Here is a 25,159-nt window from a genome sequence, read left to right as displayed (position 1 = left end):
GCAACGAACGTTGCAGAACAGGCGATGCCTCAGAACGAGCCACCGGAACAATCGAGAGTGACCCGCACCGCAGCATTGCTGCGGCACGGGACCACCGTCTACATCGGCGTCAGACTACGCCTTGCGCCAGCATGGCATCCGCCACTTTGACGAAACCGGCGATATTGGCGCCCTTCACGTAGTTGACGAAGCCATTCTCTTCTTCACCGTAGTGAACGCACGCGTGGTGAATCGACTGCATGATGCCATGCAGCTTGGTATCGACCTCACCCGCACTCCAGTGCATGCGCATGGCGTTCTGGCTCATTTCCAGGCCGCTGGTGGCCACGCCGCCCGCGTTGGATGCCTTGCCGGGTGCGTAGAAGATCCCCGCCTCGATGAACAGGTCGACGGCCTCCAGGGTGGAGGGCATGTTGGCGCCTTCGGCGACACAGATACAGCCGTTGCCCAGCAGCGTGCGGGCGTCTTCAGCATCCAGCTCGTTCTGGGTGGCGCAAGGCAGCGCGATATCGCAGGCCAGGCCCCAGGGACGCTGACCAGCCAGGAAGTGCAGATCGAACTCAGCAGCCATTTCGGTCAAACGGCCACGGCGCTCGTTCTTCAGGTCCATCAGGTAGGCCCACTGCTCGTCCGTCATGCCTTGTGGCAGGTGCAGGGTTCCCTCGGAGTCGGAAACGGAAATGACTTTGCCACCAAGCTCCATGACCTTCTGTGCAGCGTATTGCGCCACATTGCCGGAGCCGGAGATGGTTACGCGGCGACCTTCGAACGAATGGCCTTTGCGCTTGAGCATTTCCTGGGCGAAATAGACGCAACCGTAACCGGTGGCCTCGGGACGAATCAGGCTGCCACCGTAGGCCAGGCCCTTGCCGGTCAGTACTGAGGTGAACTCGTTTGCCAGGCGCTTGTACTGACCGAACATGTAGCCGATTTCACGACCACCGACGCCGATATCACCCGCTGGCACATCGAGATCGGCACCAATGTGACGGTACAGCTCGCTCATGAACGACTGGCAGAAGCGCATGACTTCGGCGTCGCTCTTGCCCTTCGGATTGAAGTCGGAGCCGCCTTTGCCGCCGCCCATGGGCAGGGACGTCAGGGAGTTCTTGAACACCTGCTCGAAGGCGAGGAACTTGAGCACGCCCAGGGTCACCGACGGATGGAAGCGCAGACCGCCCTTGTACGGGCCGATGGCGCTGTTCATCTGGACACGGTAGCCGCGGTTGACGCGCACCTGGCCCTTGTCATCGACCCACGGCACGCGGAACAGGATCGCCCGCTCGGGCTCGACCATACGCTCGACGATGCCGCTCTTCAAATAGCGTGGGTTGGCTTCGAGAAAAGGCCACAGGGAACGCAGAACCTCTTCGACCGCCTGATGAAACTCGGGCTGGTCGGGGTCGCGCTGCTTGATACGGGCAAGGAAGGTATCAACTGATTCGGTCATAAGAGTGGCCTCGCTTGACCGTAAGGGCACGGTCACTTTCTGAAAATCGGGCAGCACTCTAACAGCCAGAAACGCGTCATAACAGACCAAAACGTCGCATGACAGCAACTATTTGGTGCAAAACTATAAAATAACTAAGGAAAACAGGGGTTTTACGCGCACAAAAAAGGGGCCTTTCAGCCCCTTTTTTGTGCGCAACTTACTGCGCCAGTTTCTTGTGCCGTACCCGGTGCGGCTGGGCAGCAGCGTCGCCGAGACGCTTCTTGCGGTCGGCTTCATACTCGGTGTAGTTGCCCTCGAAGAATACCGCTTGCGAATCATCTTCATACGCGAGGATGTGGGTTGCCACGCGGTCCAGGAACCACCGATCGTGAGAGATCACGATGGCAGCGCCTGGGAAGTCGAGCAGGGCTTCCTCCAGCGAGCGCAGGGTTTCGACGTCGAGGTCGTTGGACGGTTCGTCGAGCAGCAGGACGTTGCCGCCCTCCTTCAGGGTCAGGGCCAGGTGCAAGCGGCCACGCTCACCACCGGAGAGGTCCTTGACGAACTTCTGCTGGTCGCCACCCTTGAAGTTGAAGCGGCCGACGTAGGTGCGCGACGGAATCTCGTAGTTGCCGATACGAATCTGGTCGGAGCCGTCGGAAATCTGCTGGAACACAGTTTTCCCGCCGTCGAGGTCTTCACGGCTCTGATCCACGCAGGCCAGCTGTACGGTTTCACCGATCTCGATGCTGCCCGAATCCGGGGTTTCCTTGCCCATGAGCATGCGGAACAGGGTCGACTTACCGGCACCGTTACCACCGATTACGCCGACAATGGCACCCTTGGGCATGGAGAACGACAGGTTGTCGATCAACACGCGATCGCCGTAACCCTTGGTGACGTTCTTGAATTCGATGACCTTGTCACCCAGGCGCGGGCCGGCCGGAATGTAGATCTCGTTGGTTTCGCTGCGCTTCTGGAATTCCTGCGACTGCATTTCCTCGAAACGTTGCAGACGGGCCTTGGACTTGGACTGGCGGGCCTTGGCGCCTTTGCGCACCCACTCCAGCTCTTCCTTCATGGCCTTCTCGTGAGCCGACTGCTGCTTGGATTCCTGGGCGAGGCGGTCGGACTTGGCTTCCAGCCAACCGGAGTAGTTGCCCTCGTAAGGAATACCCGCGCCGCGGTCAAGCTCGAGAATCCAGCCGGCGACGTTATCCAGGAAGTAACGGTCGTGCGTGATCGCAACCACGGTACCGGGGAAGTCGTGGAGAAAATGTTCCAGCCAGGCGACAGAGTCGGCGTCCAGGTGGTTGGTTGGCTCGTCGAGCAAGAGCATGTCCGGGGCCGACAGCAGCAGGCGGCACAGGGCCACACGGCGCTTTTCACCGCCGGAAAGGTGTTCAACCTTGGCATCCCAGGCCGGCAGACGCAGTGCGTCAGCGGCGACTTCCAGCTGGCGCTCGAGATTGTGACCATCGCTGGCCTGCAGGATGGCCTCGAGCTTGGCCTGCTCGGCGGCCAGCTTGTCGAAGTCGGCATCCGGCTCGGCGTAGGCGGCATAGACCTCGTCCAGGCGCGCCTGAGCGTCCTTGATCACGCTGACCGCTTCCTCGACCACTTCACGCACGGTCTTGCTCGGGTCGAGCTGCGGCTCCTGCGGCAGGTAGCCGATATTCAGGTCCGGCATCGGACGGGCTTCGCCGTCGAACTCGGTGTCGACACCTGCCATGATCTTCAGCAGGGTGGACTTGCCCGAGCCGTTGAGGCCGAGCACGCCGATTTTGGCGCCAGGGAAGAAGGACAGGGAAATGTTCTTGAGGATTTCCCGCTTCGGCGGAACAACTTTGCCCAGCCGATGCATGGTGAAAACGTATTGAGCCATGGATGACCTTGGTTCTGCTTCTATAAAGGAAAAGAGAGGCATTGGGCCTTTGCCTGCAGCCACCTTTGTCGCGACCGGACATGATAGCTCGCACGCCCGATGTGTGCGGCAAAACTATCGAAATGTGTCAACGGGAGCAAATCCAGCGATGGACAGTAATGGCACTTCGCCTTGCATCAGGGCATTCTAGGCTCCGTTGATGCTCCACCACCCGCTCGAAGCGCCAGACCACGCGACCTACAACGACACCCCGACAGCCGGAGTGCTTGTTGATATCGCCCGACGAGCGCCCTGAACAGGTGGCAGCCATGGATGGCAGGTCGCAAAAAGGAGATATTCAGGATGTATCGACGCCCCTAACACTGATTACCTGGCTTACAGTCCGCAGACAGGTCGTTGTATCAGCAGGATTCGTTGCGTGCCCAAACTCCGCCGTCATCGCTCGACCCGTACCCTGGGAGACGCTGTCACCCGGTCTTCGCGTGGCTCGCTCAGAGGCGCACTGGCCTTGTTGGTGATGCTGATGCTGGGCCTGCTGATGTGGCAGCTGCAACAGGAATTCCAGCAACTGGAAGACAGCAAGCGCCAGCAGAGCCTGGCCTACAGCACGCAGCTCGCCGAACACCTGGACCTGGCCATGAAGCTGAAGGCCGAAGCCGGCCAGACCTTCCTGCAACAGAATGCCGTTACCCCTCCTTCAGCGGACCAGCAAGCGCAATTGCTGGAAAACCTGCAAGGGGTCTACCCTGCCCTGCACAGCCTGGCCTGGTTCGATGGCCAGGGCCGTATTCTGGCTGACAGTGCCCCCGCGGCAGAAGACCAAGCCTTGATTGCTCACCTGCTGAGCCAGCGGCGCCAGCCTTACCGTTTTGCCTATGGCCTGCGCGATGAGGGTTTGTTGTACCTGGTGCTACCACGCGCCGACACACCAGCGGCAGGCAGCGGTTGGCTGATCCGCCTGCACACCGCAGGGCTGCACAACTGGCTGCCGGTGACCTATAAACCGCTGCCCTGGCTCCTGCAGGATCAACGCAGCGGCCAAGTCATACTGCGCCAGCCCCCCGACGCTACGGCACCCACGACGTCGCTCAGCGAAAGCGAGCAGGCGCACAGTATCCTGCAAGTACCGCTGGCCGGCAGCGACTGGCTGGTCCATGCGCTGTTCGATGCCCCGCATGCACGGGCCGAGCTACTCTCCAGCCAGGCAGGCAAGCTGCTGTTCTTCATTCTCTGTGCGGCACTGGCCCTGCTCACACTGTTCGGCATGCTGCGAGAGCAACGCAGCCTGCGGGAATCCCACGAGCTGTCCCGTCGCTCGCTGGAAGATGCCATCGGTGCGCTCGGCACAATCGACGAGCGCGTTCTGGTTACCCAGGCGGATGGACAGATCAGTTACCTCAACCCGCGGGCCGAGCAGATGTTCGGCCTGGCCCAGACACAAAGCGGCAAGCGCCATATTCTCAGCCTGCTGCCCGCGCTGGCGCCCTGGGTACAAGACGAGCAATACAGCCAGAGCACACCGGTAGAAATCCTGCAGGAAGGTGAAAAACGCCTCTACACCGTGACCTGCCATGTTCTCGACAAGGACGCCAAGGCTTCCGGTCGGGCCTGGGTGCTGCGAGATGTCACCGAGGAAGAGCATGCCCTGCGGGTGATGCAGGACACTCGCCGGCGCTATCAGGATATTTTCGAGGGCGGCGGCGTTGCCCTTTGCGTGTTCGACCTCACCCGCCTCGCCCAGCTTCTGGAAGAACAAGGCCTGACTCACAGCGACCAGCTAGCGTCCTGGCTCGCGGCTGATGAACAGCGCCACCAACAGGTGCTACAGCGCTTCCACCTGACCGAAGTCAACCAGTTGGCGTTGCGCCTGATCGGTGCCGACAATGGCCAGCAAATCTGGCAACACGTCATCGGCTTTTCGCCACTGCGCATTGGTGGCATGCGCTATGAACTGATCGCGGCCCTGCTCGATGGCAAACCCGAGCTGCAACTGGAAACCCGTATCAGAACGCTGCAAGGCCATGAGCGCTATATATGGCTGACCCTGCAGCTACCACCGAACCGAGAGCAGTTGCATGCCGTCACGCTGAGCCTGCACGACATCACCAGCCGAAAACGCATCGAGCTGTCGCTGGTCGAGCGTGAGCGGTTTTGGTCGGATGTGGTCCGTGCCGTACCAGACACCCTCTATGTTCACGACATGACCAACCACCGGGTGTTGTTCAGCAATAATCGCCTCGGGCCAGACCTGGGGTATAGCCGCGAAGAGATCAAGCAGTTCCGTGGCAACTTCTGGGAGCAGATTCTCCACCCGGACGATGTCGAACTTTATCAGCGCGTGCGCAACCTGCAGAAAGTCGTGGGCAGCAAGCAGACGCTGAACTGTCAGCTGCGCTGGCGCCATCGCAATGGTGACTGGCACTGGTTTGATGTGCGCGAACACGCGCTCAGCCGCGATGCTCAAGGTCGTGTCAGCCGGCTGATTGGCGTAGCCAAGGACATCACCCCGGAGATCAATGCCCAGGCGAGCCTCAGCGACAGCGAACGTCGTTATCGGCTACTGGCAGAAAGCATCAGCGATGTAATCATCTCGTCCAACAGCCAGTTGCAACTGAACTATGTCAGCCCTTCGACCCAGGCATTCTTCGGCTACAGCCCGGAATGGGTATTGCAGAATGGCCTGTTCGGCACCATCACCAACCCGCGCCAACTGGCAGAGCTCTATAACCTGCTGGGCGAAGTCCAGAAGTCACTGGGCGACTCACAACAGTTGCTCGAGCTGCAGTCACGCCTGACCAGCAAACCCTTCGTTTTCGACTGCCTGCGAGCCGATGGTCGCAAGATCACCGTGGAAATGCGCGTGATGCTGATGTGGGATGAACAGGATCGCTTCGAAGGCGCCCTGGGCATTGCCCGCGACATCAGCCAGCAACGCCGGGCCGAGCGCGATCTGCGCATGGCTGCCACCGTGTTCGAACACTCCACGGCGGCCATTCTGGTCACGGACCCGGCGGGTTACATCGTACAAACCAACAAGACTTTCCAGCGCATCACCGGCTATGCCACTGCTGACGTACTGGACCAGACGCCCGGCCGGCTCACTGCCGACCGTCAGCAAGCTGGCCAGCTCACGTTCATTCTCAACCAATTGAGCAAGCACGGTATCTGGGAAGGCGAGCTGTGGCTGAAACGCAAGAATGGCGAAAACTACCCAGCCTGGGTCGGCATCACCGCCGTACAGGATGACGATGGCGACCTGGTCAGTTACGTGTGCTTCTTCAACGACATCAGCGAACGCAAAGCCAGCGAGCAACGCATCCATCGCCTGGCCTATTACGATGCACTGACCCTTTTGCCCAACCGCACCCTGTTCCAGGACCGCCTGCACACCGCCCTGCAACATGCCGAGCGGCATGATGAATGGGTGGTGCTGATGTTCCTCGACCTGGACCGCTTCAAGCCGATCAACGACTCCCTTGGCCATGCGGCAGGTGACCGCATGCTCAAGGACGTCGCCGTGCGCTTGTCAGACTGTGTCGATGAAGACGACACCGTGGCGCGCATGGGCGGCGATGAGTTCACCTTGCTGTTGCGCCCACGGGATAGCCGCGAGGGTGCCTTGCATCGGGCCGTGCATGTCGCCGAAAAGATTCTCGCCAGCCTCGCCCAGCCTTTCGTGCTGCAGGGCCGCGAGTTCTTCGTCACTGCCAGTATCGGTATCGCCCTCAGCCCGCAGGATGGTGGCGAGCTGAGCCAACTGATGAAGAACGCCGACACCGCGATGTACCACGCCAAGGAGCGCGGCAAAAACAACTTCCAGTTCTACCAGGCGGACATGAACGCCACCGCGCTGCAACGTCTGGAACTGGAAAGCGACCTGCGCCACGCCCTTGAACAGAACCAGTTTCGTCTCTACTACCAGCCGCAACTGGGTGGCGATGGCAAGTACCTCACTGGCGTGGAAGCCCTGCTACGCTGGCAGCATCCACGACGCGGCCTGGTGCCGCCGGGGGACTTTATCCCGGTGCTCGAAGAACTTGGCCTGGTGGTTCAGGTGGGCGACTGGGTGATTGCCGAGGCGTGCCAGCAGATGATCAACTGGCAAGCGGCACAGATCCATGTGCCGAAGATATCGGTCAATCTTTCGGCCCGTCAGTTCGCCGATGGGCAACTGGGCATGCGCATCTCCAGCATGCTAGGCAACAGCGGCCTCGCCCCTGCGTGCCTGGAGCTAGAGTTGACTGAAAGCATCCTGATGCGCGATGTCAGTGAAACCATGCAGATTCTCGCCACCCTCAAGCAGCTCGGCCTGTCCATCGCGGTGGATGATTTCGGCACGGGCTACTCGTCACTCAACTACCTCAAGCAATTCCCCATCGACGTCTTGAAGATCGACCGCAGTTTTGTCGATGGCTTGCCGGGGGGCGAGCAAGATGCACAGATTGCCCGCGCCATCATCGCCATGGCCCACAGCCTGAACCTGTCGGTGATTGCCGAAGGGGTCGAGACCACAGCACAACTCGACTTCCTGCGCGACCACGGTTGCGATGAGGTCCAGGGCTACCTGTTCGGCAAGCCGATGCCGGCCGACGAATTCGCCGGCCTCTATGACAGCAGCACCCAATTCACCTTGCAGTGACTGCTGCCAGATTCAGAGCTGATAACTGAAGCTCACTGTCAGGCGTGGATTGCGATTATTGCTATCCAGCGCCTTATCAGCCATCGGCTTGGCGGCTTCCAGCGAGATGTTGTAGTAACGCGCATCGCCGAAACGAATGCCCAATGCAGCCGATGACAGCTCGGAATGACGGACTGGCTGTTCGTTGAACCAGGTGCGTGCTGCATCGACCGCCACGTATGGCTGCAGCAGGCTCAACCATTTGTTCTCCAGAGTGAAGCTGTAACCCAGCTCATACCCCACGCCCCAACCCTTGTCGCCAGATGCCTGATCGTTCGGGTAACCTCGGCCAAAATTCTGCCCACCGAAAATCGCCTGCTCGGCATCCGGCAGATTGTCCTCACTCCAATACAACGCACCTGACAGGACGCCCTGCCAGCGCTCGCCAAACTTGTCGCTCTGCATCGCGTAGAGATTCATACGGGTGAATTCGAGATCGAACAGATCGTTCTCGGTCTTCGCCCCCAGGGTATTCAACCCCCGATACAGGCCGCCGCTTACGATGCGAAAGCGTTGCGCATTCGATTGCCGCCAATCCGCCTCGAGCGCCAGCACGCGTATATCGGTTTCATCCTTGATCGAGAGCGGGAACCCGACGCCGCGATAATGGGTGCTGTCATCCACCCCGTAGAGACGAACGGTCCCGCTCAACCAGCTCGTGGCGGTGGCAACAAAGGGATGACTGACGCCCAGCGACAGGCGATCACTGGAGCGACGACGCTCCAGCTCCAGCCCATTGGTGAGGCGCAGGTTGTCGGACGGATCACTGCGATAACTGGAAGCGAACAGATTGAGCCGGGTGCCTTCGCTGCTCAGGTACTGGCCATAGTCGAAGCGCAGGTAGCGCTCGTGATCCTCCCCTGGTGGGTACAACGCACCCAGACTGATCTGTTCGCCAAACGAAGTGTGCGAGTTACTGGTCAAGGTCACCAGCGCCTGGCCAGAGGAGTTGTTGCCATCACTGAACGACAGGCTGCTGTTCCAGGCTTCACGCACAGCCGCGACATTCAACCGGGCAGCGCCGTCGGTGGTGCCCGGCGGTGGCAGTTCGGCACGCACGCGCACCCCAGGGATCCGGCTCATCAGTGCGGTGTATCGCTCGAAGGTCGCCCGGGTCAGTGGGCGCTCGCCCTTCATCTTCGCCACGAGTTTTTCCAGATAGCCCTGCACCGCTCCCAGTTCACCCTGAAGCTGGTAGTCCTTGATATAACCCTCCACCAGCACCACGCGCACCAGCCCGTCCTCGAAACGCTGGTTGGGCAAGAAGGCGTAGGAGATCAGATAACCATCAGCCTGATAGCGGCGGGTGATGCTGCGCGTGGCCTCGAGCAGTTCACTCATGCTGCTTTCCCGACCGATCAGCGGGCGATACAGCTCGGCCAGTTCCTCGATCGGGTAGACGCTCCCGCCCTCGATCCGCACATTGCGCACCAGCACCTGAGTGCCCATCTGCAAGGTCTGCCGAGGCTGTGCTTCGGGCACTTTCAGCTCGGGTGTCTTGGGGCGATAGGTTTCAGCAGGGAGGTTGGGGGACGGCAGGTTACGTTCTATCGCATTGCTGTTGAGGAAGTTGGGTAGCGCATCGGCAGCGAAAGCGGATTGGCAAACAGCTCCAGCAAGGCCCAGCAGGATAACCAGTACACGCATGAGTCACTCCTTGACCAACGAACAGAACGGCAACAGGCCGGGCGGCCCACTCGTGGATCACCCGGCCTTTCAGCAAGACTAGTTCTATTTGCCAGCCTTGCCAGCGCCTGTCAGACCTTGCAGCAAGCCACCCACAAGACCCGGCTGGCCGTTCCCGGCATTGCCACCGTTCAGCAGGCCACCCACCTGAGTCACGGTATTGCCCAGACCATTGACGGTTGCCCCCAGCGCATTGGTGACTGGATTGTTGCCGCCAGCACCTTGCAACCCAGTGCCAATGGAACTCACGGTGTTCCCCAGGCCATTTGTCAGGTTGCTGACCGGAGCACCCAGCCCGGTAGCCGAGCCGACACCCTGGGTCAGACCGGTTACCGTGCCGACTACCGGAGTCAGCACCTGGCCGACGGTTTCACCGACACCTGCCAGAGGTTGGCCAGCCGCTTGATTAGGCTGCCCATTGCCCCCCACCAGGGTGCCCAGAGAAGCGACCAGCCCACCACCACTCTGCAGGTTATTGCCAAGGGAACTAACCAGACCGTTGGGGCTGCCTGCATCAACGCCACGACCAGTCACAGCCACGACACCACCCAGGTTCTCCAGCAGATTGAAAGCCTGGCCCTGCATGCCCGCACCGTTCACCAGGTTCTGGGTCACGCTATACAGACCGGCCAGAGCATTGTGGTCCAGAGCACCGTTGGACAACCCGCCGCCAGCTTGCCCCACCACATACTGGGTCAGACGTTGCAGGCCGAACAAAGCGCCCTGATTGACCTCACCTGTGGGCAGTCCATTGGGGTCGACCCGGACCAGCAGGTAATACGCCACGTTGTTCAGGCCGAGCAGAGCGTTGTGAGCATCCTGCCCACCTTGCAGGTTACCGGCGCCAACACTGCTGACCACATGCTCAAGCACGCTGCGCAGGCCACCCAGGGCATTCTGATCGACCGAACCCGCAGGGATAACACCGGCACCCAGTTGATAGGTCAGTTGCTTGGTCCAGTGCTGCAGGCCCGCCAGCAGATTCTTGTCACCGGCGCCAAGGTTGAGGCCGCCCGCACTGACCTGCTCGGTCAGTTGAGTAACCAGGCCGTGCAGGCCAGCAGCTCCTTGATTACCGCCAACGTTACCCAGCAGTCCGTCCGTACCCAGCGAGGTCAGCGCTTTACCCAGGCGATCCAGCCCCTGCAATGACGGGGCACCTTGACCACCTGCCAGCAACTGCCCGGCATTCGCCTTGTTCACCACGTGCTGCACCAGACGATGCAGGCTGAACAAGGCATCCTGATCAACCGAGCCAACCGGAAGCGAACCATTACTCAGGCCACTGGCCAGTTGTGCCAGTTGATGCTTCAGGCTGAGCAACGAATCCGTGCCAGGCTGACCTGCACCACCGACCTTCTGTAGCAGTTGGCCAACCAGCCCCTGCAAAACATTCAGCTTACCGAGATCCGGCGCCTCACCCGGCTCTTTGCCGCCGAAGTAACCCCCTGCGGCCCCGACGATACCGCCAACGCCATCCACGGCACCGCTAAGGCCCAGGATCACGCCATTGTTACCACCCGCTCCGGCAAGACCGTCACTGAGGTTGGAAACCAGACCACTGACCTGCTGCAGGCCACCATTCACCGGCTCACCCAGACCAGTAGCACTGCTCACCTGATACAGACTGCCTTCGACGAGCTGGGTCACAGGAAGCAGCACGTCGCTGCTGACCTTGGTGGTCACCTGCCCCAGCGGGCCACTGGTTACCGCCGTGCTCAAGGTATCCCCCAGCATGGTCACGACTTCGCCTTTGCCTTCGACCACTGCGCCGACCTGACTGACCACGCCCCCAACCAGGGAAATCTGACCGACAACCGGAACATTACCCAGCAGCTCCGATTGGCCGAATGCTTTTACCCCGCTACCCAGCGTGGAAACACCGCCACCCAGGTCCGACGTGGCATGCCCAACCCCTGCCACGGTCACGCCCACTGCATTGGGTTCGCTATCAAGGCTACCCAGGCCATTGTGCAGGCCTGAAGCCAGGCTGTTGCTGGCCGCACCTATCGAGGAGACCAGGCCACCGGCGCCGCCAGTAAGGTCCTTGTTACCCGCGATGCTTATGCCGGCAATACCATCACCCAGAGCATCAACAGTCGTACCCACCGAGCCGACAACGGTAGCGGTCTCGCGCACGATATTGGTCGTGGTCAAGGTGGTGGGCGTAGTGGTCGGGGTAGTAGGTGTCGTTGGGGTAGTGGGAGTCGTAGGCGTGGTGCCGCCGCCGCTGCTGGAACTGGAGCTGACATAGTTCTTCGAACCGCCACCACCAGAACTGCATCCTGCCAGGCTAACTGCCAAAGCCAGAGCCAACACTGAACTGATATGAACGCCGCCTGGAGTACGCATGAGAATCCTTCCTTATTTCGTTGTCACTGCCTGAAAGGGCACTCATCCCTTTCCCGTGAGAACGATCTCAGTACAGCCTCGATGCGCCAGCAATTCTGAACTTAGTATTAACCCGTTATATATCCCGCCTCTCCGGCCTAACTACCCATTTAAAAACAACCACTTATATAAAACCCAGAACAATGCGTCAGAAAAAGAACGTCATTTATCCAACGCCCTTCTAGACCAGCGGTGATCTGAAAACGGCTATCCGACAGGCAGTGGCTCTTCTGCAGTCCGCTCAACACACGGCAAGGTCACGCAGAATCTGGCGCCTTGTTCTGCATTTTCCACACTGAGATTCCCACCCATCTGCTGGACGATGCCATAGCTGACCGACAGCCCCAGGCCTGTGCCCTTTCCGACTGGTTTGGTGGTAAAGAACGGCTCGAAAACTCGCTGCATGATTCGCGGCTCGATGCCCCCACCGTTATCCTCGACCCAAAGGCGAACCCAACCCTCTTCTACCGTCGCCCTCAAGCAAAGCCAGGGCTTGAAGGTAGGCTCGTGCTCCCACTTGCTCAGCATGGCATCCCGCGCATTGACCATCAGATTGATCAACACCTGCTCCAACTGATCAGCGTGCCCCTGCACCTGTGCCGTGGAGGTGGGCAGCTCGGCGCGCAGTTCCAATCCTTTGCCAACCAACCCTTCTGACAACAGTGACAAGGCCCCTTCCATCGCCTGTAACGGGTCGAATACCTGCTGCTCGATTTCCGAACGACGACCGAAGACCCGCATATGGTCGACGATACGCGCAGCCCTCTGTACCTGGGCCTCGATGCGAATCAGCTTGTCCTCCAGATACTGAGCCGGCACATCGCCTCCGGCCAGACGCTTCAGCACATTGGCCACGGCCATGCGCATCACGTGCAAAGGCTGATTCATTTCATGTGCCATCCCCGTGGCCATCTCGCCCAGCGTGGCCATTTTCGCGCCCTGAAACAATTGCTGCTGGGCCTGACGAACCTCAGTGTTGTCACGTCCAACGGCCTGCACCTCGCATAAGCGGCCGTGCTCATCGAACACGCCACGGTCCGCCCATATCCACCAGGCGTGCTGCCGACCGGGCAACTGCAGACAGATTTCCGCTGTGCTCAATGGCGCCTCTGGTGTAAGTCCGATCAGCCGCTGGTTGAACGCCTGGCGCTGATCTTCGGACAGCCAATCACCCAGACAGGCGCCGATCAATTCGTGGGGCTCTCGTTCGAGGTAATCAGCCAACGGCCGGTTGGCGAATGTCAGGCACAGATCAGGCGTGTATCGACAAATCATCGCCGGCGAGTCTTCCACCAGGATTCGATAGCGCTCTTCGCTTTCGCGCACCCGCTCAGCTGCCAGGGTTGCCTCGGTAACATCCAGCCATAAGCCTACCGCTTCGCGCGGCAATCCCAATTCGTCACGCAACAACTTGGCTTCATCCAGCAGCCAGTGATAGTCGCCACGCCGATCACGCAAGCGATAACGACAGCTGGTGCTACCTTCGCGCAGCAGCTCGCGTGAGCGGAAAAAGAAGGTATCCAGGTCCTCGGGGTGCACTTTCTCGGCCAACTGGGCACCCCGGAGATCGGCCAGAGACCAGCCCAGCAACGGCGCCAGGCTGTCGCTGCAAAACGCCAGTTCCAGAGCGCCCCCGGCGTAGTCCTGCACATAGATCACCGCGGGAGCGCTGGCTACCAGATTACGCAGCCGTGCATGCGCGGTGGTGGCACGCTCCTCCTCGCGTTTGATATCACTGATATCCAGCGCGAAACCAACGATGCGGCGCGCTCTACCTTGCTCCAACACCAAGGCTTGTACGCGTTGCCACACGGTATCCCCCGGACGGTTCAGGCGCAGGCTCAGCACAAAACCAGCACCACCAGCCTCCAGCGCCAGCAAACGTATACGCAGCTCATCACGATCCGCTGGGTGCACGGCCTCCAACCAGTGCGCTAGCGGCAACGACTGCCCTGCGGGGAGCGCCCAGGCTTCCGCCAGCGCCACTGCCAAATCGATGGTCGAAGCACCGATGTGATACTCCCACCACCCTACACCCAGCAGCCCTTGCAAGGCTTGCAGGCGGCCCAGTTGGTGTTGTTGATGCTGCTCATCGAGACGAACCAGCAATGGACCGGCAAGCAAGGCGAAGGCCTGCCGCCAATCCTCAATGTTCAGCCCTGGCTGCTCCAGGCTCGCTTCATAGGGAGCCGCTATCAGCCAGGCCCGAACACCACCGCCATTGCGGTAAGGCACCAGCCAGGCACTGTCACAGCCGTGCAGAGCAGCCAACCCAGACACGCTGGCCGGCAAGCACTGCAATGGGGCATCTCCCAACCGCCCCAGGCCATTACCCAGCGCCTCCGCATCCGCCCAGAGAGCCGGAGCACCATGCTCCTGGTAATGCGCATAAACCCGCCAGCCCTGTCCATCACTAACCGCCAACGCTACGGTGGGCATCTGCCAGAGTTGAGCCAATCGCTGCAGCGACTCAGCAGTCGTGAACTGCAGTGTGCCGGGCACGCAATCGCGTATCCGCTCGGCAAGGCGGCCAGCCTCGCTCAGGCTTTGACCTCGCAACGCGCCCGCCTGAGCCTGGGCCATAACGTCGGAAATATCCTGCAGGCACAGCAGCCAGCCTGGCTCGACGGAGCGTATCCAGCCTCGCGTATGCAGCACACGCCCACCACGACCCTGAAAATCCAGATCCAGCACATGTGCGCCCGAGGCAGCCAGATCATCGAGCATTTCCCACGCGGTGTGCAGGCACAGACAATCACGTAATCGGTTGGGCTTCATAACCGCCAAATGCGCGACCAGGGCCCCGGCCAGCCGCAGCACATTGCCCTCCTGATCCAACTCGATGGCAAGACCACCAGGGGGTGCCCAGAGCGGGTCCATGCTGAGTGACTTTGGAGGTGATGGCGCGTCGACCTGCCTGTCGAACCAGCCCATGGCTTACTCCGTCAGCTTCAGGCTGGAGGTGGCTGACAGTGTCTGGGGAATGCTCGGCAGCTCTCCGATTCCAGGTAGGACCAGAGCCGGGACCAAAGGGTGATTGCCGTAGTCGTACGCGATGCGCACGCTCAACAATCCGTTGACCAGGGTCGTTTGCGTGGTCAGATGAGGACGAAATACAGAGGGAAGCCAAGCCAGGCGCTGGTCGACCACAGCATTGACCTCCGCGGTCGCCAACGCCTGATAATTATTGGCAATAGGGTTCAACGCCACGACCCGACGAGTCGCCTCGGCAGACGCTTCAGTGAAGGACTGCATCATCAGCAATGGCAGGCTATAGCTGACGGCCCCATAGAAGATCGCAAAGAACACCACGAAGACCAGCGCAAACTCGATAGCAGCTGCGCCCCGTTGCCTGCTGCCTCCGAGTCGAGATTTCACGTCCATGTCGTTATCTCCGAACGAACGCCTACTGGGTGCCGCCACAGCTACAATGCGGCAAGATACCTTTCAGCATAGAAGCTCCCACGAGGTCTTGCAGGACGCATGCATACACTCGTTCTATTCGTCTGGCTGGCCCTGTGTGCCTGGCAGGATGCCGCCCACCGCCGCATATCCAATTGGCTCACCCTCGGCGGCTGCGCACTCGCATTGGTGTGGCTGTCGATTGCCGGTACGACCTGGCTGGGTGCCCGTCCGGTCGAAGCAGCCTTTGCGGCGCTCCTGGCCCTGCTCCTGACCCTGCCTGGCTACTGGCTGAAGCGATTGGGAGCTGGCGATGTAAAACTGTTGCTGTTCATTGCTCTGACCAGTACTCCGCGCACGTTGCTGTTTTGCATCGTCGGCGCTGGCGCCGCTTATCTGGTCTGGGCAATGACTACGCGCAGGCTCTGGCATCGAATTCCCAGCAATATTCAACGCTACATTCCCATGCTCGCCCCTGAACACAGACATGAATTTCCATTCGCGCCCTTTCTGCTCGTCGGATTATTGACCGATCAGTTTCATTTTTCGCCCTAGATCATCTACACCTAATAGGTCGGCCAACAGGACAACTGCGGCTAGATCGGGCCTACAGAGCGATGGAGCCGCCTCTATCGCTCATGACCTGCAGGAAGGGTGAGACATGGACAGGTTGAATGCGCGTGTGAAACTGCTGATCGTCGATGACGAGCCTCAGTCGGTTGAGGAACTGTACGAATATCTGGAAGACAGCAATTTCATCTGTATTCCCTGCTACTCCTCTCAAGATGCCATTACCATCTTCCAGGCCGATCCTGAAATCGGTCTGGTGCTGTGCGACCTGAACATGCCAGGCCTCAACGGCGTTGGACTGGTCAAGGAGCTGGAACAGATCGCCGGTGACGACCATCCCTTCGAGGCCATCCTCCTGACGGGGCAGGGCGAGCAGAAGGACGTGGTAGAAGCCATGCGCGTAGGGTTCGCCGACTTCTACCAGAAGCCGGTCGACATGACGCAGCTACTGGCTGCACTCCAGCGTCTCGAACTGAAGCTACGGAGCCGCCTGCAGCGTTATCAGCTCATGGAAAACCTGAACCAGAAACTGCACTACGTTGCCTCTTCGGTGGACGAACTGTACCGGGAGTTCAACAACGCCCAGAAGTCCACCAACAAAGCCCCCACCAACCCTGCCGCCGAGCCACAAACTCAGCAACTCCCCTTGCCCCCCTACTTCGAGATGTTGTCACGTCGGCAATTGGATGTGGCCCGCCTGGTTGGCAAAGGCATGACCAATTATCAGATTGCCTGCGAACTGGGCATTACCGAGAACACGGTAAAACTCTACGTTTCTCAGGTGCTACGACTGACCCATATGCACAATCGCACGCAACTCGCCCTCGCCCTCACCCCCGGAAAGTCCGGACCAGGACGAGTCACGACGCACTGACTACGGCGCATCAGCGGACCAACTGTGGGGGCGCGGTGTGCACATCAAGCAGCATCACTTCACTGAACCCCAGCTTGATGCCCAATGCATCGAGTAGGGGCGTGATGACTGTGCTGCTCAATGCCGACAGGACCGAGTTCAGTAAATTCACCGCGCCTCCTGCCACAGTCAGTACGGTGTTGATTACCGTATTCGTGGCCAATTGCAGCACCCCATGGAGAATGCAGAAAAGGTTCAACAGTGTTGGCACACACTCGCTGTACAACAGTTGAATATTGGTTCCCTGCAGGGATGGCAGGCTGAGTGCTACCTGCGAAGACAACATCTGTGGATTCGGAGAGAACGTCGTCACCACCGTGCCATTTGGCCTAGGCGTAGATGTACTGGTGTAGGTAAGCGTTCTTGATGCACTGCCAATCACTGGTGGCTGCCCACCACCAAGACCGATCTCTGCTTTCAGTATCGGCAGCGTCAGAACATCGAGCGTAATGGTGGCAGGCGCCGTTTTACTGCCCACTGCTGTCAGACGAATATTGTCCGTTTTGGTGCTGGCCTCTATTTGCACCTGCCCTGGATTGGTGCAACGGACACTTTTCAGTGCACCTTCGGCCTGCGCAAGGCCAACCCTCAAGGCCAGATCGACCTTGGCATTGACCCCGTATCCTCCCAGACTGAGGATTCCCAGTAGCTCTGGCTTCAACCCAAGCACCAGATCCAGTTGTCCGGTAGTCGCTCGAGTACGCCACTCTCCTGTCACAGGATTTTTCCCCGGAGGGCCAAGCGCCTTTCTTGGCGCCTCGGTAATATCCAGCGTTGCAGAGGCCAGACCAGGTACCGTCAGGTCCAATGCCACCGAACGCTTCCCGTTCGCCGCCACTGCTCCGGCCAACAACATATCGAACAGATTCACATTAGCCTTCAATGCCTCCCTGGGAGTTCCGGTGGCAATCCCCAGCAACTCGCCCAGAGTTGTGGTTACCGCAGGAATATTGACCAGTTTCGCGCCACTCAGCGAAACGCCCGCAGTGTCACTACTGGCACTCAGCAACTGAGCGACTGTTTCCACATAGGGCAACAGTCCGATGCGAGTCTCAAGCAGCTGATCCAGCGTGCCTGCATTCGCCTTCACCTTGAGCAGATCGAGAAACTTCAGCAGCTCCACATTGGCGCCGGCGATTCCTGACGGAGTAAGTACTGACACATCGACATTACCGTTCAGCAAGCCCTTCAAAAGGGGTGACAGCAGTGGCGATTCATCGCTATTGAGCCGCAAAAGGCCGCTGCCTACTGAAAAGCTGGCCACATTGCTACGTCGTGCAACAGCCTGGCCCGAGAGATTTACCTGACTGCCAAACCAACCGCCCATGATCACACTGGCAGGAACCTGTTTGCGCACCTCGACCTTCACCGCATCGATCAAAGAGGCGTTCTCGACCAGATCACGGCGGGAGTCAGCACCTATCACCACGCCGCCAATCCGGGCTGTCAGCGAACGGGTAGAACTGATCGAAAAACCATTGCGTTGCGCACTGGCCAACGCCTTCATCTGAGCAGCATCATGGGTCCATGGTGTCGCAGGATTGGCACACAGCCCACCCGTGGATGCGGCCTCCAGGGCGGCCATATCAGCCACTCGCTGCAATGCACGCTTCTCCAGGTACAAACGACCGCTATCGACCACCAGCACCAGGCAAACCAGAAGCAAACCGAGGGTTACCGCCGCGGTCAGCCCGATGGCTCCTCGTTGTGCATGAAACCTCATATGCCGTGCGTTCATGATCGCACCTCATTTGCCTGAGGATGATCCTGGTGAACCGCTGGTATCGAAGAACTCAGGGATCGCATGCCGATAGCTATCCAGCCAGCGCTGATAGCTCAGTTCACGCTCGGCTGGCGTCGCCCGTTGCTCATGGGGAGACGCCTGAGCGCCGGAGCGCTGTTGTTCCAGCCAACCCGCCACGGTGCTTTTGGCATTCGTGGCAGGCGTTTCAGCGGCCTGTATCGACAGCGGCAGCATGACAATCAGTGCAACCATCCACCGAGCGTTCATCACTTACCTCCTCGCGCTGGGCACCGTGTGCCGCACCGCCTCCATAACCGGTGAAGCATCAGCCAGAGGCAAGGTGCGACCGGTGGGTTGTTTGAGCTCTCTAGCCAGAGCTTCGGCACTGCGCGTCTGCTCGGCACTCAAGCCAAGACTGGTAATCAGCTTCGCCGCCTGATCCCAACGCTGCTGATAGAACAACAAGGCCAACAGGTTAAGCGCCGGACGGGTATCTGCCTGGTCAAGTTCCATTGCGGTCAGGAACTCGAAGTTAGCCTCCTCGACACGCCCCTGACGCAGGTAAAGCACACCCATGTCATTGCGCACACGAGCGTCCACAGGAGCCAGCCGTACCGCCTCACGCAACTGCTGCTCGGCTTCTGGCAGATCGCCACGCGCAACAGCCAACTGGCCCAGACCATGCCTGCCTGCGGCTGCCAGACAAGTACCCAGCAAACTCTGATAGAGCCCTTGCGCCTCACTGCGTCCAAGACGGCGCAATACCTGAGCCTGCCCCAGACGCACTTCAGGCAAGCTGGCAGACAGGCCCTGTAAATGAGCCAATGCAGCGTATAGGCGACCTTCGCTCACCATGTCACGAGCCAGGTTGAGCGCCAGCGTTTGCTCCTGGCTGGGTGGCTCACAGGCCTTGCCACTGCTTCCGGCCTGGCCATCGAATAGATGAGGGCCGCCAGCACAGCCTGCCAACTGCAGGAGTACGAGCATCGACAACATTCGCTTCACCATCAGCTCCCCCCCAGAGCGCGACTTATGGCACTCAGGCCTGGCCCGGCCAGCACGATCAACAAGGCTGGGAAAAGAAACACCATCATGACCACTGCCATCTTGGCCGAGAGTTTGGAGATGTGTTCCTGCATACCCGTCAGGCGGCGCTGATCCAGCAACTGCTTGAGCGCCAGCAACGAACTCATCGCCCCGCCCCCTTGGCGAATGAGTTGCTGCAAGATCACCAGACAATCCCTCACTTCATCCACGGCCAGATGCCGATCGAGCTGCTGTAATTGCTCCGCCAATTCGAGCCCGGAGTCGACCCTCGACAAGACATTGGAAAGCTCCAGAGACAGATTAGGCATGATGGTCCGGCCCTCTATGCTGAGCACCCTAAGTGCCTGTTCGACGGTCAACCCGGAATCAAACAGGATCCGCAGCAGAGGAATGAACGTCGATATCTCGGCTGCCAGTTGCCGCTGGCGCCGGGCAGCGGCAAATGCCAGCAAACGCTTGGGCAGCAGCAGGCCTGCACCGATGGAAAGAACAGGTAATAGCCAGGCATGTCGCAGCGGGCTACCAAACAGCAGCTGCCAAAGCAGGACCAACGCCAGAAACACCAAGGGAGTTCCCAGCTGAAGTGCAGTGAACAGGGCACGCCGATTGGCGCGGCGCCACCCGATGCGGCTGAGTAGTTGCTGGGTTTCACTGTCCAGGCTCAGCAAGCGCTGGCCGATCCTGCTGCGCCCCAGCTGAAGCAACAGGGTCGAACCGAAAAGCGGGGCCTCTTCACTCACCCGGTCACTGCGTAACCGGCGCAGTACCTGCTCCCGGCGCGAGTGCGTCTGCAGGAGTGTCATCACGAGGAGCCCGGAACTCAGGACAAGGCAAATGCACAGCACGATCCAGGGCATCATAGATTCCTCAGCATGCGCCACAGCAGGAAGCAGCCAAAGGCCTGCATGCCAAAAGAAGCCAGCAGCATGGTCCGACCACTCGGGTCCAGCCACATGCTCATCAGGTAGTTCGGGTTCACGACCAGAATGTAGCCGGCCAATGCCAAGGGCAGGCAGCCCAGCACCCAGGCGGTAATGCGTGTCTCCCCTGTCATTGCCCGGAACTGGCGAGCGATGTTGTCCCGTTCATGAATGACGTTGATCAGGTTCTGCAGCAGCTCCCCTGCACTGCCGCCATAGCGATGGTTCACTCGCACACCCAACGTCAGGATGCGCAGCTCTTCAATGGCATAGAGGTCGGCAGCTTCCTCCAGCGCTTCCGCCAGGCCGACACCCAGGCGAACCTGATTACTGACACGCTGCAAGGCACCGGACAACGGCTCTGGTGCCTCGTCGATGGCACGCACCATGGCATCGCCCAGCGTTTTACCGCTGTGCAGGCTGCGTAAGACCTGATCGAGCAATGCCGGTAATTGTTCGATCATGCGTTTCGTACGGCGCCGCACGCGCCAGGCAAGCCACATACGCAGGAGCAGTGGCGGCACGGCCAGCGCCAGCAGTGCGAACAGCCAGCCTCCTCGTAGCCAGCCAATCGCCAACAGGAGCAACCAACCTGTCAGCATCAACCGTAGCCGGCCGGGCTCCATCTCCATACCTGCGCGTATGAACGCACGCTCGATCAACCCCACGGCAACCGGCGCTTTCACGTCCACGGCATCGCCATAACCAAGCCTGGCCAGTACCTGTTGGCTATGCGCCTGCTGTATGCCTCTGCGCCACAACCAGATCGCCGCCCCGGCCATGCACGTGCAGATGATCAGCAGCGGAATATTCATGACTCCATCCCCTGCTGACGCAGTTTTTCACCTGCGGGGTTGATCGCCTCGCGCACAAAGCTCCCACTCACTCTGTCGAAACGGAACAGCGTGTTGGTGACATAGATATCGTCGCGGATACCAACGATCTCGACGATCTCGCTGACGCAACGGCGTCCGTTAGGCAAACGCGTCAACTGAATCACCACATCCAGCGCGGCACAGATCATCTGGCGCAACGTGCGCTCGGCCACCGTACGCCCGGTCAGGCCAACCAGCGTCTCCAGGCGCAACAACGAATCCGCGGCACTGTTGGCATGCACGGTACTCATCGAGCCGTCGTGGCCGGTGTTCATGGCCTGCAACACGTCGATGACTTCAACACCACGAATCTCGCCAAGGATGATGCGGTCCGGACGCATACGCAGGGCATTGCGGATCAAATCACTCGCAGCCACCTCGCCATTTCCCTCGGCATTCGGTGGGCGCGTTTCCAGACGCACCACATGCGGGTGGTTGAGCTGCAACTCGGCCGTATCCTCGATGGTTACGATCCGCTCGTGGTTATTGATCAACAGGCTCAGCACATTGAGCATGGTGGTTTTGCCGGTCCCGGTACCGCCACTGATCATGATGTTGCAGCGGCGCCCTACCGCCTGGCGAATGAACTGCAGCATCGCCTCATCCATGCTCTGGTAGGCCAACAAGTCGGTACTTTGCAGCAGATCCCGGCGGAACTTGCGCACGGACAAGCACGTGCCATCGAGGGAGATAGGCGGAATGATCGCGTTGACCCGGCTGCCATCCGGCAACCTCGCATCGACCATCGGACTGGACTCGTCCAGGCGCCGCCCCATGGGTGCCAGGATGCGTTGAATAACGCGCTGCACGTGCTGGTCGTCGATAAAGCGCAACTCACTCTGGTGCAGTACGCCATCGCACTCGACGAACAGGCGATCAGGTCCGTTGACCAGAATCTCGGTCACCGCTGGATCGCGCAGCAGAATCTCCAGCGGGCCGTAGCCGATCAGCTCATCGACCAGTTCTTCGGCCATACGCTCCATCTCATACCGAGACAGTGCCAGGTGATGCCGACTGACATAGTCGACCACCTTGTCGGTGACATACTGGGCTACGACAGGACGAGCCCCCTCGAGCACGTTGACACCGTCTTCGTCGATGGCGTCGATGATATGCCGGTGCAACACCAGCTTCAGGCGCTGATGTTCCTGATGGCCGGTCGGACTGGGACGAGCAGTGCCGCCGAACAGGCTATCCGTTCTCATGACCGCTGCCCCAGGCGTTTGAACCATCCGGTGAGGCTCGATGGTTCGGCGCCGATCAGGTTTTCACCCCACTGGCGCAAGGTTCGCGTGATGCGCTCGCGCGGCGCGACTTCGTACAGAGAGCGCCCCAGGTTCTTGGCATTGAGGCGGACCTCGGGGCAGTACGGCAATACGCCGAATACAGGCAGCCCGAATGTTTCTCCCAGGACATCGGCCCCCGGAGCCACACCACTCAGATAACGATCGACCAGAAGTTGGGCATGATCCAGTTTCATACCAGACTCGCGCCAGCGCCCGAGCAATGCCAGGTTATGGCGGCAGTCCGGCACGCTCTGATCACAACACCACAGCACCTGGCTCGCCCGGTTCATGAAAATGCGCAGTGCCTCGCTATCAGGCTGCCCTGCCAGGTTCACCACGATGTGTTGAAAATGCAGGTTGAACGCGCCCAGCAACAGGTATATTTCCGCCGCGCTCGCCTGCCCCAATGTTTCCCCTTCTTCCATGCCCGCCAGCAGCCGCAAGCCCTGGGGATGGGTACAGAACGCGCTATCGATCAGACTGATATCCAGCCGTCGCAGGTTACGCAAGGCATCGCCAAAATGAAAAGTGGCCTCCAGTCCGAGCATCGCCACGGTGTCGGCAGCTGGCAGGCCAAGATCCAGAAGCAACGTGCGCTGTCCGGCAGCCTGCATGGCCAACGCCAGGTGGGCGGCAAGCATGGCGCTGTCGCCCCCTTGCTGGCGGGTATACAGCACCGTCATCCGTTCGCCCTGCCACACTGGCTGCACCTGGGGCAGACGCTTGGTCAAGCGCCGGGCAAGGCCCGCCACCTCACTCGAGCGAGCGCCATAGGCGATAAAGTCGCGAGCCCCCGCACGCATCGCATTGAGCACCAGATGGTTGTCCATACCGTCGCCAAGAGCGACAACGGCCAAGAGCGGACGAGCCTCCAGCGCCCCTTCGATGAGCGCACTCTGCGTGGTGAGGTTTTCTCGATCCAAGCCGATGAACAGCAGACTTGCCGAGGTGACATCGACCAGGGCAAGCAGCTCGTCGAGCGTCCCCCGGCCAGCATTAAGCACTTGTCCCAATGGACTCAGCGCCGCTTCCAACCATGCCATATCGGCACTGTTGCGGGTCAGGGCGAGAAAGGTCTGGCTCATACCCACACTACTCCGAGAGTCCGACACGGCGATCGAAGTTGCCGTTTTCCAGGAAGAAGAACTTGTAGATATTCGGGTCATAGCGACGCAGCCGCTCACCCGGCAACTCCGGCAACGTCGCATCCGCTGCCAGCGGCTGGATCAACCTTGGCGTCACGATCATCAGCAGCTCACGGTCCTCACGGTCTATCCGCGAAGAGCGGAAGAAAGCTCCAAGTACGGGGATGTCCCCCAGACCGGGAAACTTGTCCACCGAGGCCACGTTACGGCTGCTGATCAAACCGCTGATGACGAAGCTCTCACCATCAGCCAGCGAAATACTGGTGTCCGTGCGCCGTACTGTCAGTGCGGGGACCTGAGTACCTGCAATGCTGATACCCGCATTGAAGTCCAGCTCACTCACTTCTGGCGCCACCTTGAGGAGGATTCGATCACGGCCGACCACGGTAGGCGTCAGTGTCAGGCGTATGCCGAACTCCTTGTATTCGATGCTGATGTTGTCGCCATTGTTGTTGGGCACAGGGACTGGAAACTCACCGCCGGCCAGGAAGCTCGCACTCTGCCCACTGAGGGCTACCAGGCTGGGCTTGGCGAGGGTATAGGCAAATCCGCTGTTTTCCAGCGCATTGAGAATGCCCAGAGCCTTGCTGCTACCGCCGCCCCAGACGATGTTGAAACCACCGTTGACCAGCGGAATGGCTGGTGACACGGAGCCCACAGTACCGGGTGAAACCGCTACGCCTGGCACGGTACCCGGCGCACCAAAGAGGAAGTTGTTGGAGCCCGTGGAGAAGATGGAAGTACCGACTGCTTTCAGCTTGCCGCGACTGACTTCGACGAAGCGAATATCGGTCTGCACCTGGCTAGGCAGATCGGCAAACGATTGTACGACCGCAGGAGCAGGCGCCAAGGCAGCGGTTGCCTGCCCCTCGACCTGCACCATGCTGTAGCGCGGATCAGGGCTACAGGCAGTCCAGACCATGAGGCTGGTCGCTCCCGACTTTTTGCCAGTGACCAGAAATGCCCGTGCGCCTCGCAGCTGTACATCAGCGACCTCCGGGTCACCAATGGCTATGCGTTCAATGGCAACAGGAAACGGCAACTCCCGCTGCAAGCCCTGAGTGATGCCGATCACCGAGGGAGCCGTCGCCAACGCCTGGCAGGCCGCTGGCACGGCATGAGCCCCCTGTACCACGGAAAGAAGCCCCATCACTGCAACGACAATCCATACGCTCCTGCTCATAC

General features: G+C 60.0%; 17 protein-coding genes. 3 read left to right on the top strand and 14 right to left on the bottom strand.

Features of this window, described 5'->3' with window-relative positions; all coding sequences use genetic code 11:
• Window positions 1-109: 109 nt before the first annotated feature.
• Both gdhA and ettA read right to left on the bottom strand, forming a co-directional pair.
• A complete protein-coding gene (gdhA, locus tag ACWPW0_RS03905) occupies window positions 110-1,450 on the bottom strand; it encodes an NADP-specific glutamate dehydrogenase (protein WP_447589188.1) in 1,341 nt (446 codons plus the stop codon).
• Window positions 1,451-1,649: 199 nt separating this feature from the next.
• Window positions 1,650-3,317 (bottom strand): energy-dependent translational throttle protein EttA, encoded by a 1,668-nt coding sequence (gene ettA / locus ACWPW0_RS03900; protein WP_447589186.1) that lies wholly within the window; start codon window positions 3,315-3,317, stop codon window positions 1,650-1,652.
• A gap of 517 nt (window positions 3,318-3,834) precedes the next feature.
• On the opposite strand from ettA, the gene ACWPW0_RS03895 reads away from it, so the two are divergent.
• Window positions 3,835-7,956, top strand: a complete 4,122-nt coding sequence (locus tag ACWPW0_RS03895) for a sensor domain-containing protein (RefSeq protein WP_454256691.1) — start codon at window positions 3,835-3,837, stop codon at window positions 7,954-7,956.
• Between the two features lie 12 nt (window positions 7,957-7,968).
• Here the strand turns inward: ACWPW0_RS03895 and ACWPW0_RS03890 are convergent, their stop codons facing one another.
• The 4 genes from ACWPW0_RS03890 to ACWPW0_RS03875 all read right to left on the bottom strand — a co-directional run bounded on the left by ACWPW0_RS03890 (window position 7,969) and on the right by ACWPW0_RS03875 (window position 15,456).
• Window positions 7,969-9,642, bottom strand: a complete 1,674-nt coding sequence (locus ACWPW0_RS03890) for a ShlB/FhaC/HecB family hemolysin secretion/activation protein (protein WP_454254487.1) — start codon at window positions 9,640-9,642, stop codon at window positions 7,969-7,971.
• Between the two features lie 84 nt (window positions 9,643-9,726).
• Window positions 9,727-12,033: a collagen-like triple helix repeat-containing protein gene (locus tag ACWPW0_RS03885; RefSeq protein WP_454254486.1), complete on the bottom strand. Its 2,307-nt coding sequence runs from the start codon at window positions 12,031-12,033 to the stop codon at window positions 9,727-9,729.
• A gap of 246 nt (window positions 12,034-12,279) precedes the next feature.
• Window positions 12,280-15,006: a PAS domain-containing sensor histidine kinase gene (locus tag ACWPW0_RS03880; RefSeq protein ID WP_454254485.1), complete on the bottom strand. Its 2,727-nt coding sequence runs from the start codon at window positions 15,004-15,006 to the stop codon at window positions 12,280-12,282.
• A gap of 3 nt (window positions 15,007-15,009) precedes the next feature.
• Window positions 15,010-15,456, bottom strand: coding sequence for a TadE/TadG family type IV pilus assembly protein (locus ACWPW0_RS03875; protein ID WP_454254484.1), 447 nt, complete (start codon window positions 15,454-15,456; stop codon window positions 15,010-15,012).
• A 99-nt stretch (window positions 15,457-15,555) separates the two neighbouring features.
• Here ACWPW0_RS03875 and ACWPW0_RS03870 point away from each other — a divergent pair, with 99 nt between their 5' ends.
• Both ACWPW0_RS03870 and ACWPW0_RS03865 read left to right on the top strand, forming a co-directional pair.
• Entirely contained in the window at window positions 15,556-16,029 is a 474-nt protein-coding gene (locus tag ACWPW0_RS03870; protein WP_454254483.1) for a prepilin peptidase, read from the top strand.
• Between the two features lie 106 nt (window positions 16,030-16,135).
• On the top strand, window positions 16,136-16,918 hold the full coding sequence (locus ACWPW0_RS03865) for a response regulator transcription factor (protein WP_454254482.1): 783 nt from the start codon (window positions 16,136-16,138) through the stop codon (window positions 16,916-16,918).
• Window positions 16,919-16,928: 10 nt separating this feature from the next.
• Here the strand turns inward: ACWPW0_RS03865 and ACWPW0_RS03860 are convergent, their stop codons facing one another.
• Genes ACWPW0_RS03860 through ACWPW0_RS03825 form a run of 8 tightly spaced genes read right to left on the bottom strand, consistent with a single transcriptional unit; the run spans window position 16,929 to window position 25,157 of the window.
• Entirely contained in the window at window positions 16,929-18,695 is a 1,767-nt protein-coding gene (locus tag ACWPW0_RS03860) for a TadG family pilus assembly protein (protein WP_454254481.1), read from the bottom strand.
• A gap of 9 nt (window positions 18,696-18,704) precedes the next feature.
• Entirely contained in the window at window positions 18,705-18,968 is a 264-nt protein-coding gene (locus ACWPW0_RS03855; RefSeq protein ID WP_454254480.1) for a DUF3613 domain-containing protein, read from the bottom strand.
• A 3-nt stretch (window positions 18,969-18,971) separates the two neighbouring features.
• Window positions 18,972-19,688, bottom strand: coding sequence for a tetratricopeptide repeat protein (locus tag ACWPW0_RS03850; RefSeq protein WP_454254479.1), 717 nt, complete (start codon window positions 19,686-19,688; stop codon window positions 18,972-18,974).
• Window positions 19,689-19,708: 20 nt separating this feature from the next.
• Window positions 19,709-20,605, bottom strand: coding sequence for a type II secretion system F family protein (locus ACWPW0_RS03845; RefSeq protein WP_454254478.1), 897 nt, complete (start codon window positions 20,603-20,605; stop codon window positions 19,709-19,711).
• A complete protein-coding gene (locus tag ACWPW0_RS03840; RefSeq protein WP_447589167.1) occupies window positions 20,605-21,483 on the bottom strand; it encodes a type II secretion system F family protein in 879 nt (292 codons plus the stop codon). The genes ACWPW0_RS03845 and ACWPW0_RS03840 overlap by 1 nt, the downstream gene beginning before the upstream one ends.
• Complete coding sequence (locus tag ACWPW0_RS03835; RefSeq protein ID WP_447589165.1) at window positions 21,480-22,748, bottom strand: CpaF family protein; 1,269 nt, start codon at window positions 22,746-22,748, stop codon at window positions 21,480-21,482. Before ACWPW0_RS03835 ends, ACWPW0_RS03840 begins: the two co-directional genes overlap by 4 nt.
• A complete protein-coding gene (locus ACWPW0_RS03830; protein WP_447595537.1) occupies window positions 22,745-23,914 on the bottom strand; it encodes a pilus assembly protein in 1,170 nt (389 codons plus the stop codon). The genes ACWPW0_RS03835 and ACWPW0_RS03830 overlap by 4 nt, the downstream gene beginning before the upstream one ends.
• Before the next feature lie 7 nt (window positions 23,915-23,921).
• Window positions 23,922-25,157: a type II and III secretion system protein family protein gene (locus ACWPW0_RS03825; protein WP_447589163.1), complete on the bottom strand. Its 1,236-nt coding sequence runs from the start codon at window positions 25,155-25,157 to the stop codon at window positions 23,922-23,924.
• Between the last annotated feature and the right edge of the window lie 2 nt (window positions 25,158-25,159).

Source organism: Pseudomonas sp. Marseille-Q8238 (assembly GCF_965111915.1).
This window is presented reverse-complemented; position numbering and strand designations above follow the sequence as displayed.

Bases quoted from the DNA above. Each gene is read 5' to 3' on its own strand.
- ACWPW0_RS03865 (WP_454254482.1), top strand. From the start codon at position 16,136: ATGGACAGGTTGAATGCGCGTGTGAAACTGCTGATCGTCGATGACGAG.
- ACWPW0_RS03880 (WP_454254485.1), bottom strand. From the start codon at position 15,006: ATGGGCTGGTTCGACAGGCAGGTCGACGCGCCATCACCTCCAAAGTCA.
- ACWPW0_RS03860 (WP_454254481.1), bottom strand. From the start codon at position 18,695: ATGAACGCACGGCATATGAGGTTTCATGCACAACGAGGAGCCATCGGG.
- ACWPW0_RS03870 (WP_454254483.1), top strand. From the start codon at position 15,556: ATGCATACACTCGTTCTATTCGTCTGGCTGGCCCTGTGTGCCTGGCAG.
- ACWPW0_RS03845 (WP_454254478.1), bottom strand. From the start codon at position 20,605: ATGCCCTGGATCGTGCTGTGCATTTGCCTTGTCCTGAGTTCCGGGCTC.
- ACWPW0_RS03825 (WP_447589163.1), bottom strand. From the start codon at position 25,157: ATGAGCAGGAGCGTATGGATTGTCGTTGCAGTGATGGGGCTTCTTTCC.
- ACWPW0_RS03830 (WP_447595537.1), bottom strand. From the start codon at position 23,914: ATGAGCCAGACCTTTCTCGCCCTGACCCGCAACAGTGCCGATATGGCA.
- ACWPW0_RS03835 (WP_447589165.1), bottom strand. From the start codon at position 22,748: ATGAGAACGGATAGCCTGTTCGGCGGCACTGCTCGTCCCAGTCCGACC.
- ACWPW0_RS03890 (WP_454254487.1), bottom strand. From the start codon at position 9,642: ATGCGTGTACTGGTTATCCTGCTGGGCCTTGCTGGAGCTGTTTGCCAA.
- ACWPW0_RS03875 (WP_454254484.1), bottom strand. From the start codon at position 15,456: ATGGACGTGAAATCTCGACTCGGAGGCAGCAGGCAACGGGGCGCAGCT.
- ACWPW0_RS03895 (WP_454256691.1), top strand. From the start codon at position 3,835: ATGCTGATGCTGGGCCTGCTGATGTGGCAGCTGCAACAGGAATTCCAG.
- ACWPW0_RS03855 (WP_454254480.1), bottom strand. From the start codon at position 18,968: ATGAACGCTCGGTGGATGGTTGCACTGATTGTCATGCTGCCGCTGTCG.
- ACWPW0_RS03840 (WP_447589167.1), bottom strand. From the start codon at position 21,483: ATGAATATTCCGCTGCTGATCATCTGCACGTGCATGGCCGGGGCGGCG.
- ACWPW0_RS03850 (WP_454254479.1), bottom strand. From the start codon at position 19,688: ATGCTCGTACTCCTGCAGTTGGCAGGCTGTGCTGGCGGCCCTCATCTA.
- ettA (WP_447589186.1), bottom strand. From the start codon at position 3,317: ATGGCTCAATACGTTTTCACCATGCATCGGCTGGGCAAAGTTGTTCCG.
- gdhA (WP_447589188.1), bottom strand. From the start codon at position 1,450: ATGACCGAATCAGTTGATACCTTCCTTGCCCGTATCAAGCAGCGCGAC.
- ACWPW0_RS03885 (WP_454254486.1), bottom strand. From the start codon at position 12,033: ATGCGTACTCCAGGCGGCGTTCATATCAGTTCAGTGTTGGCTCTGGCT.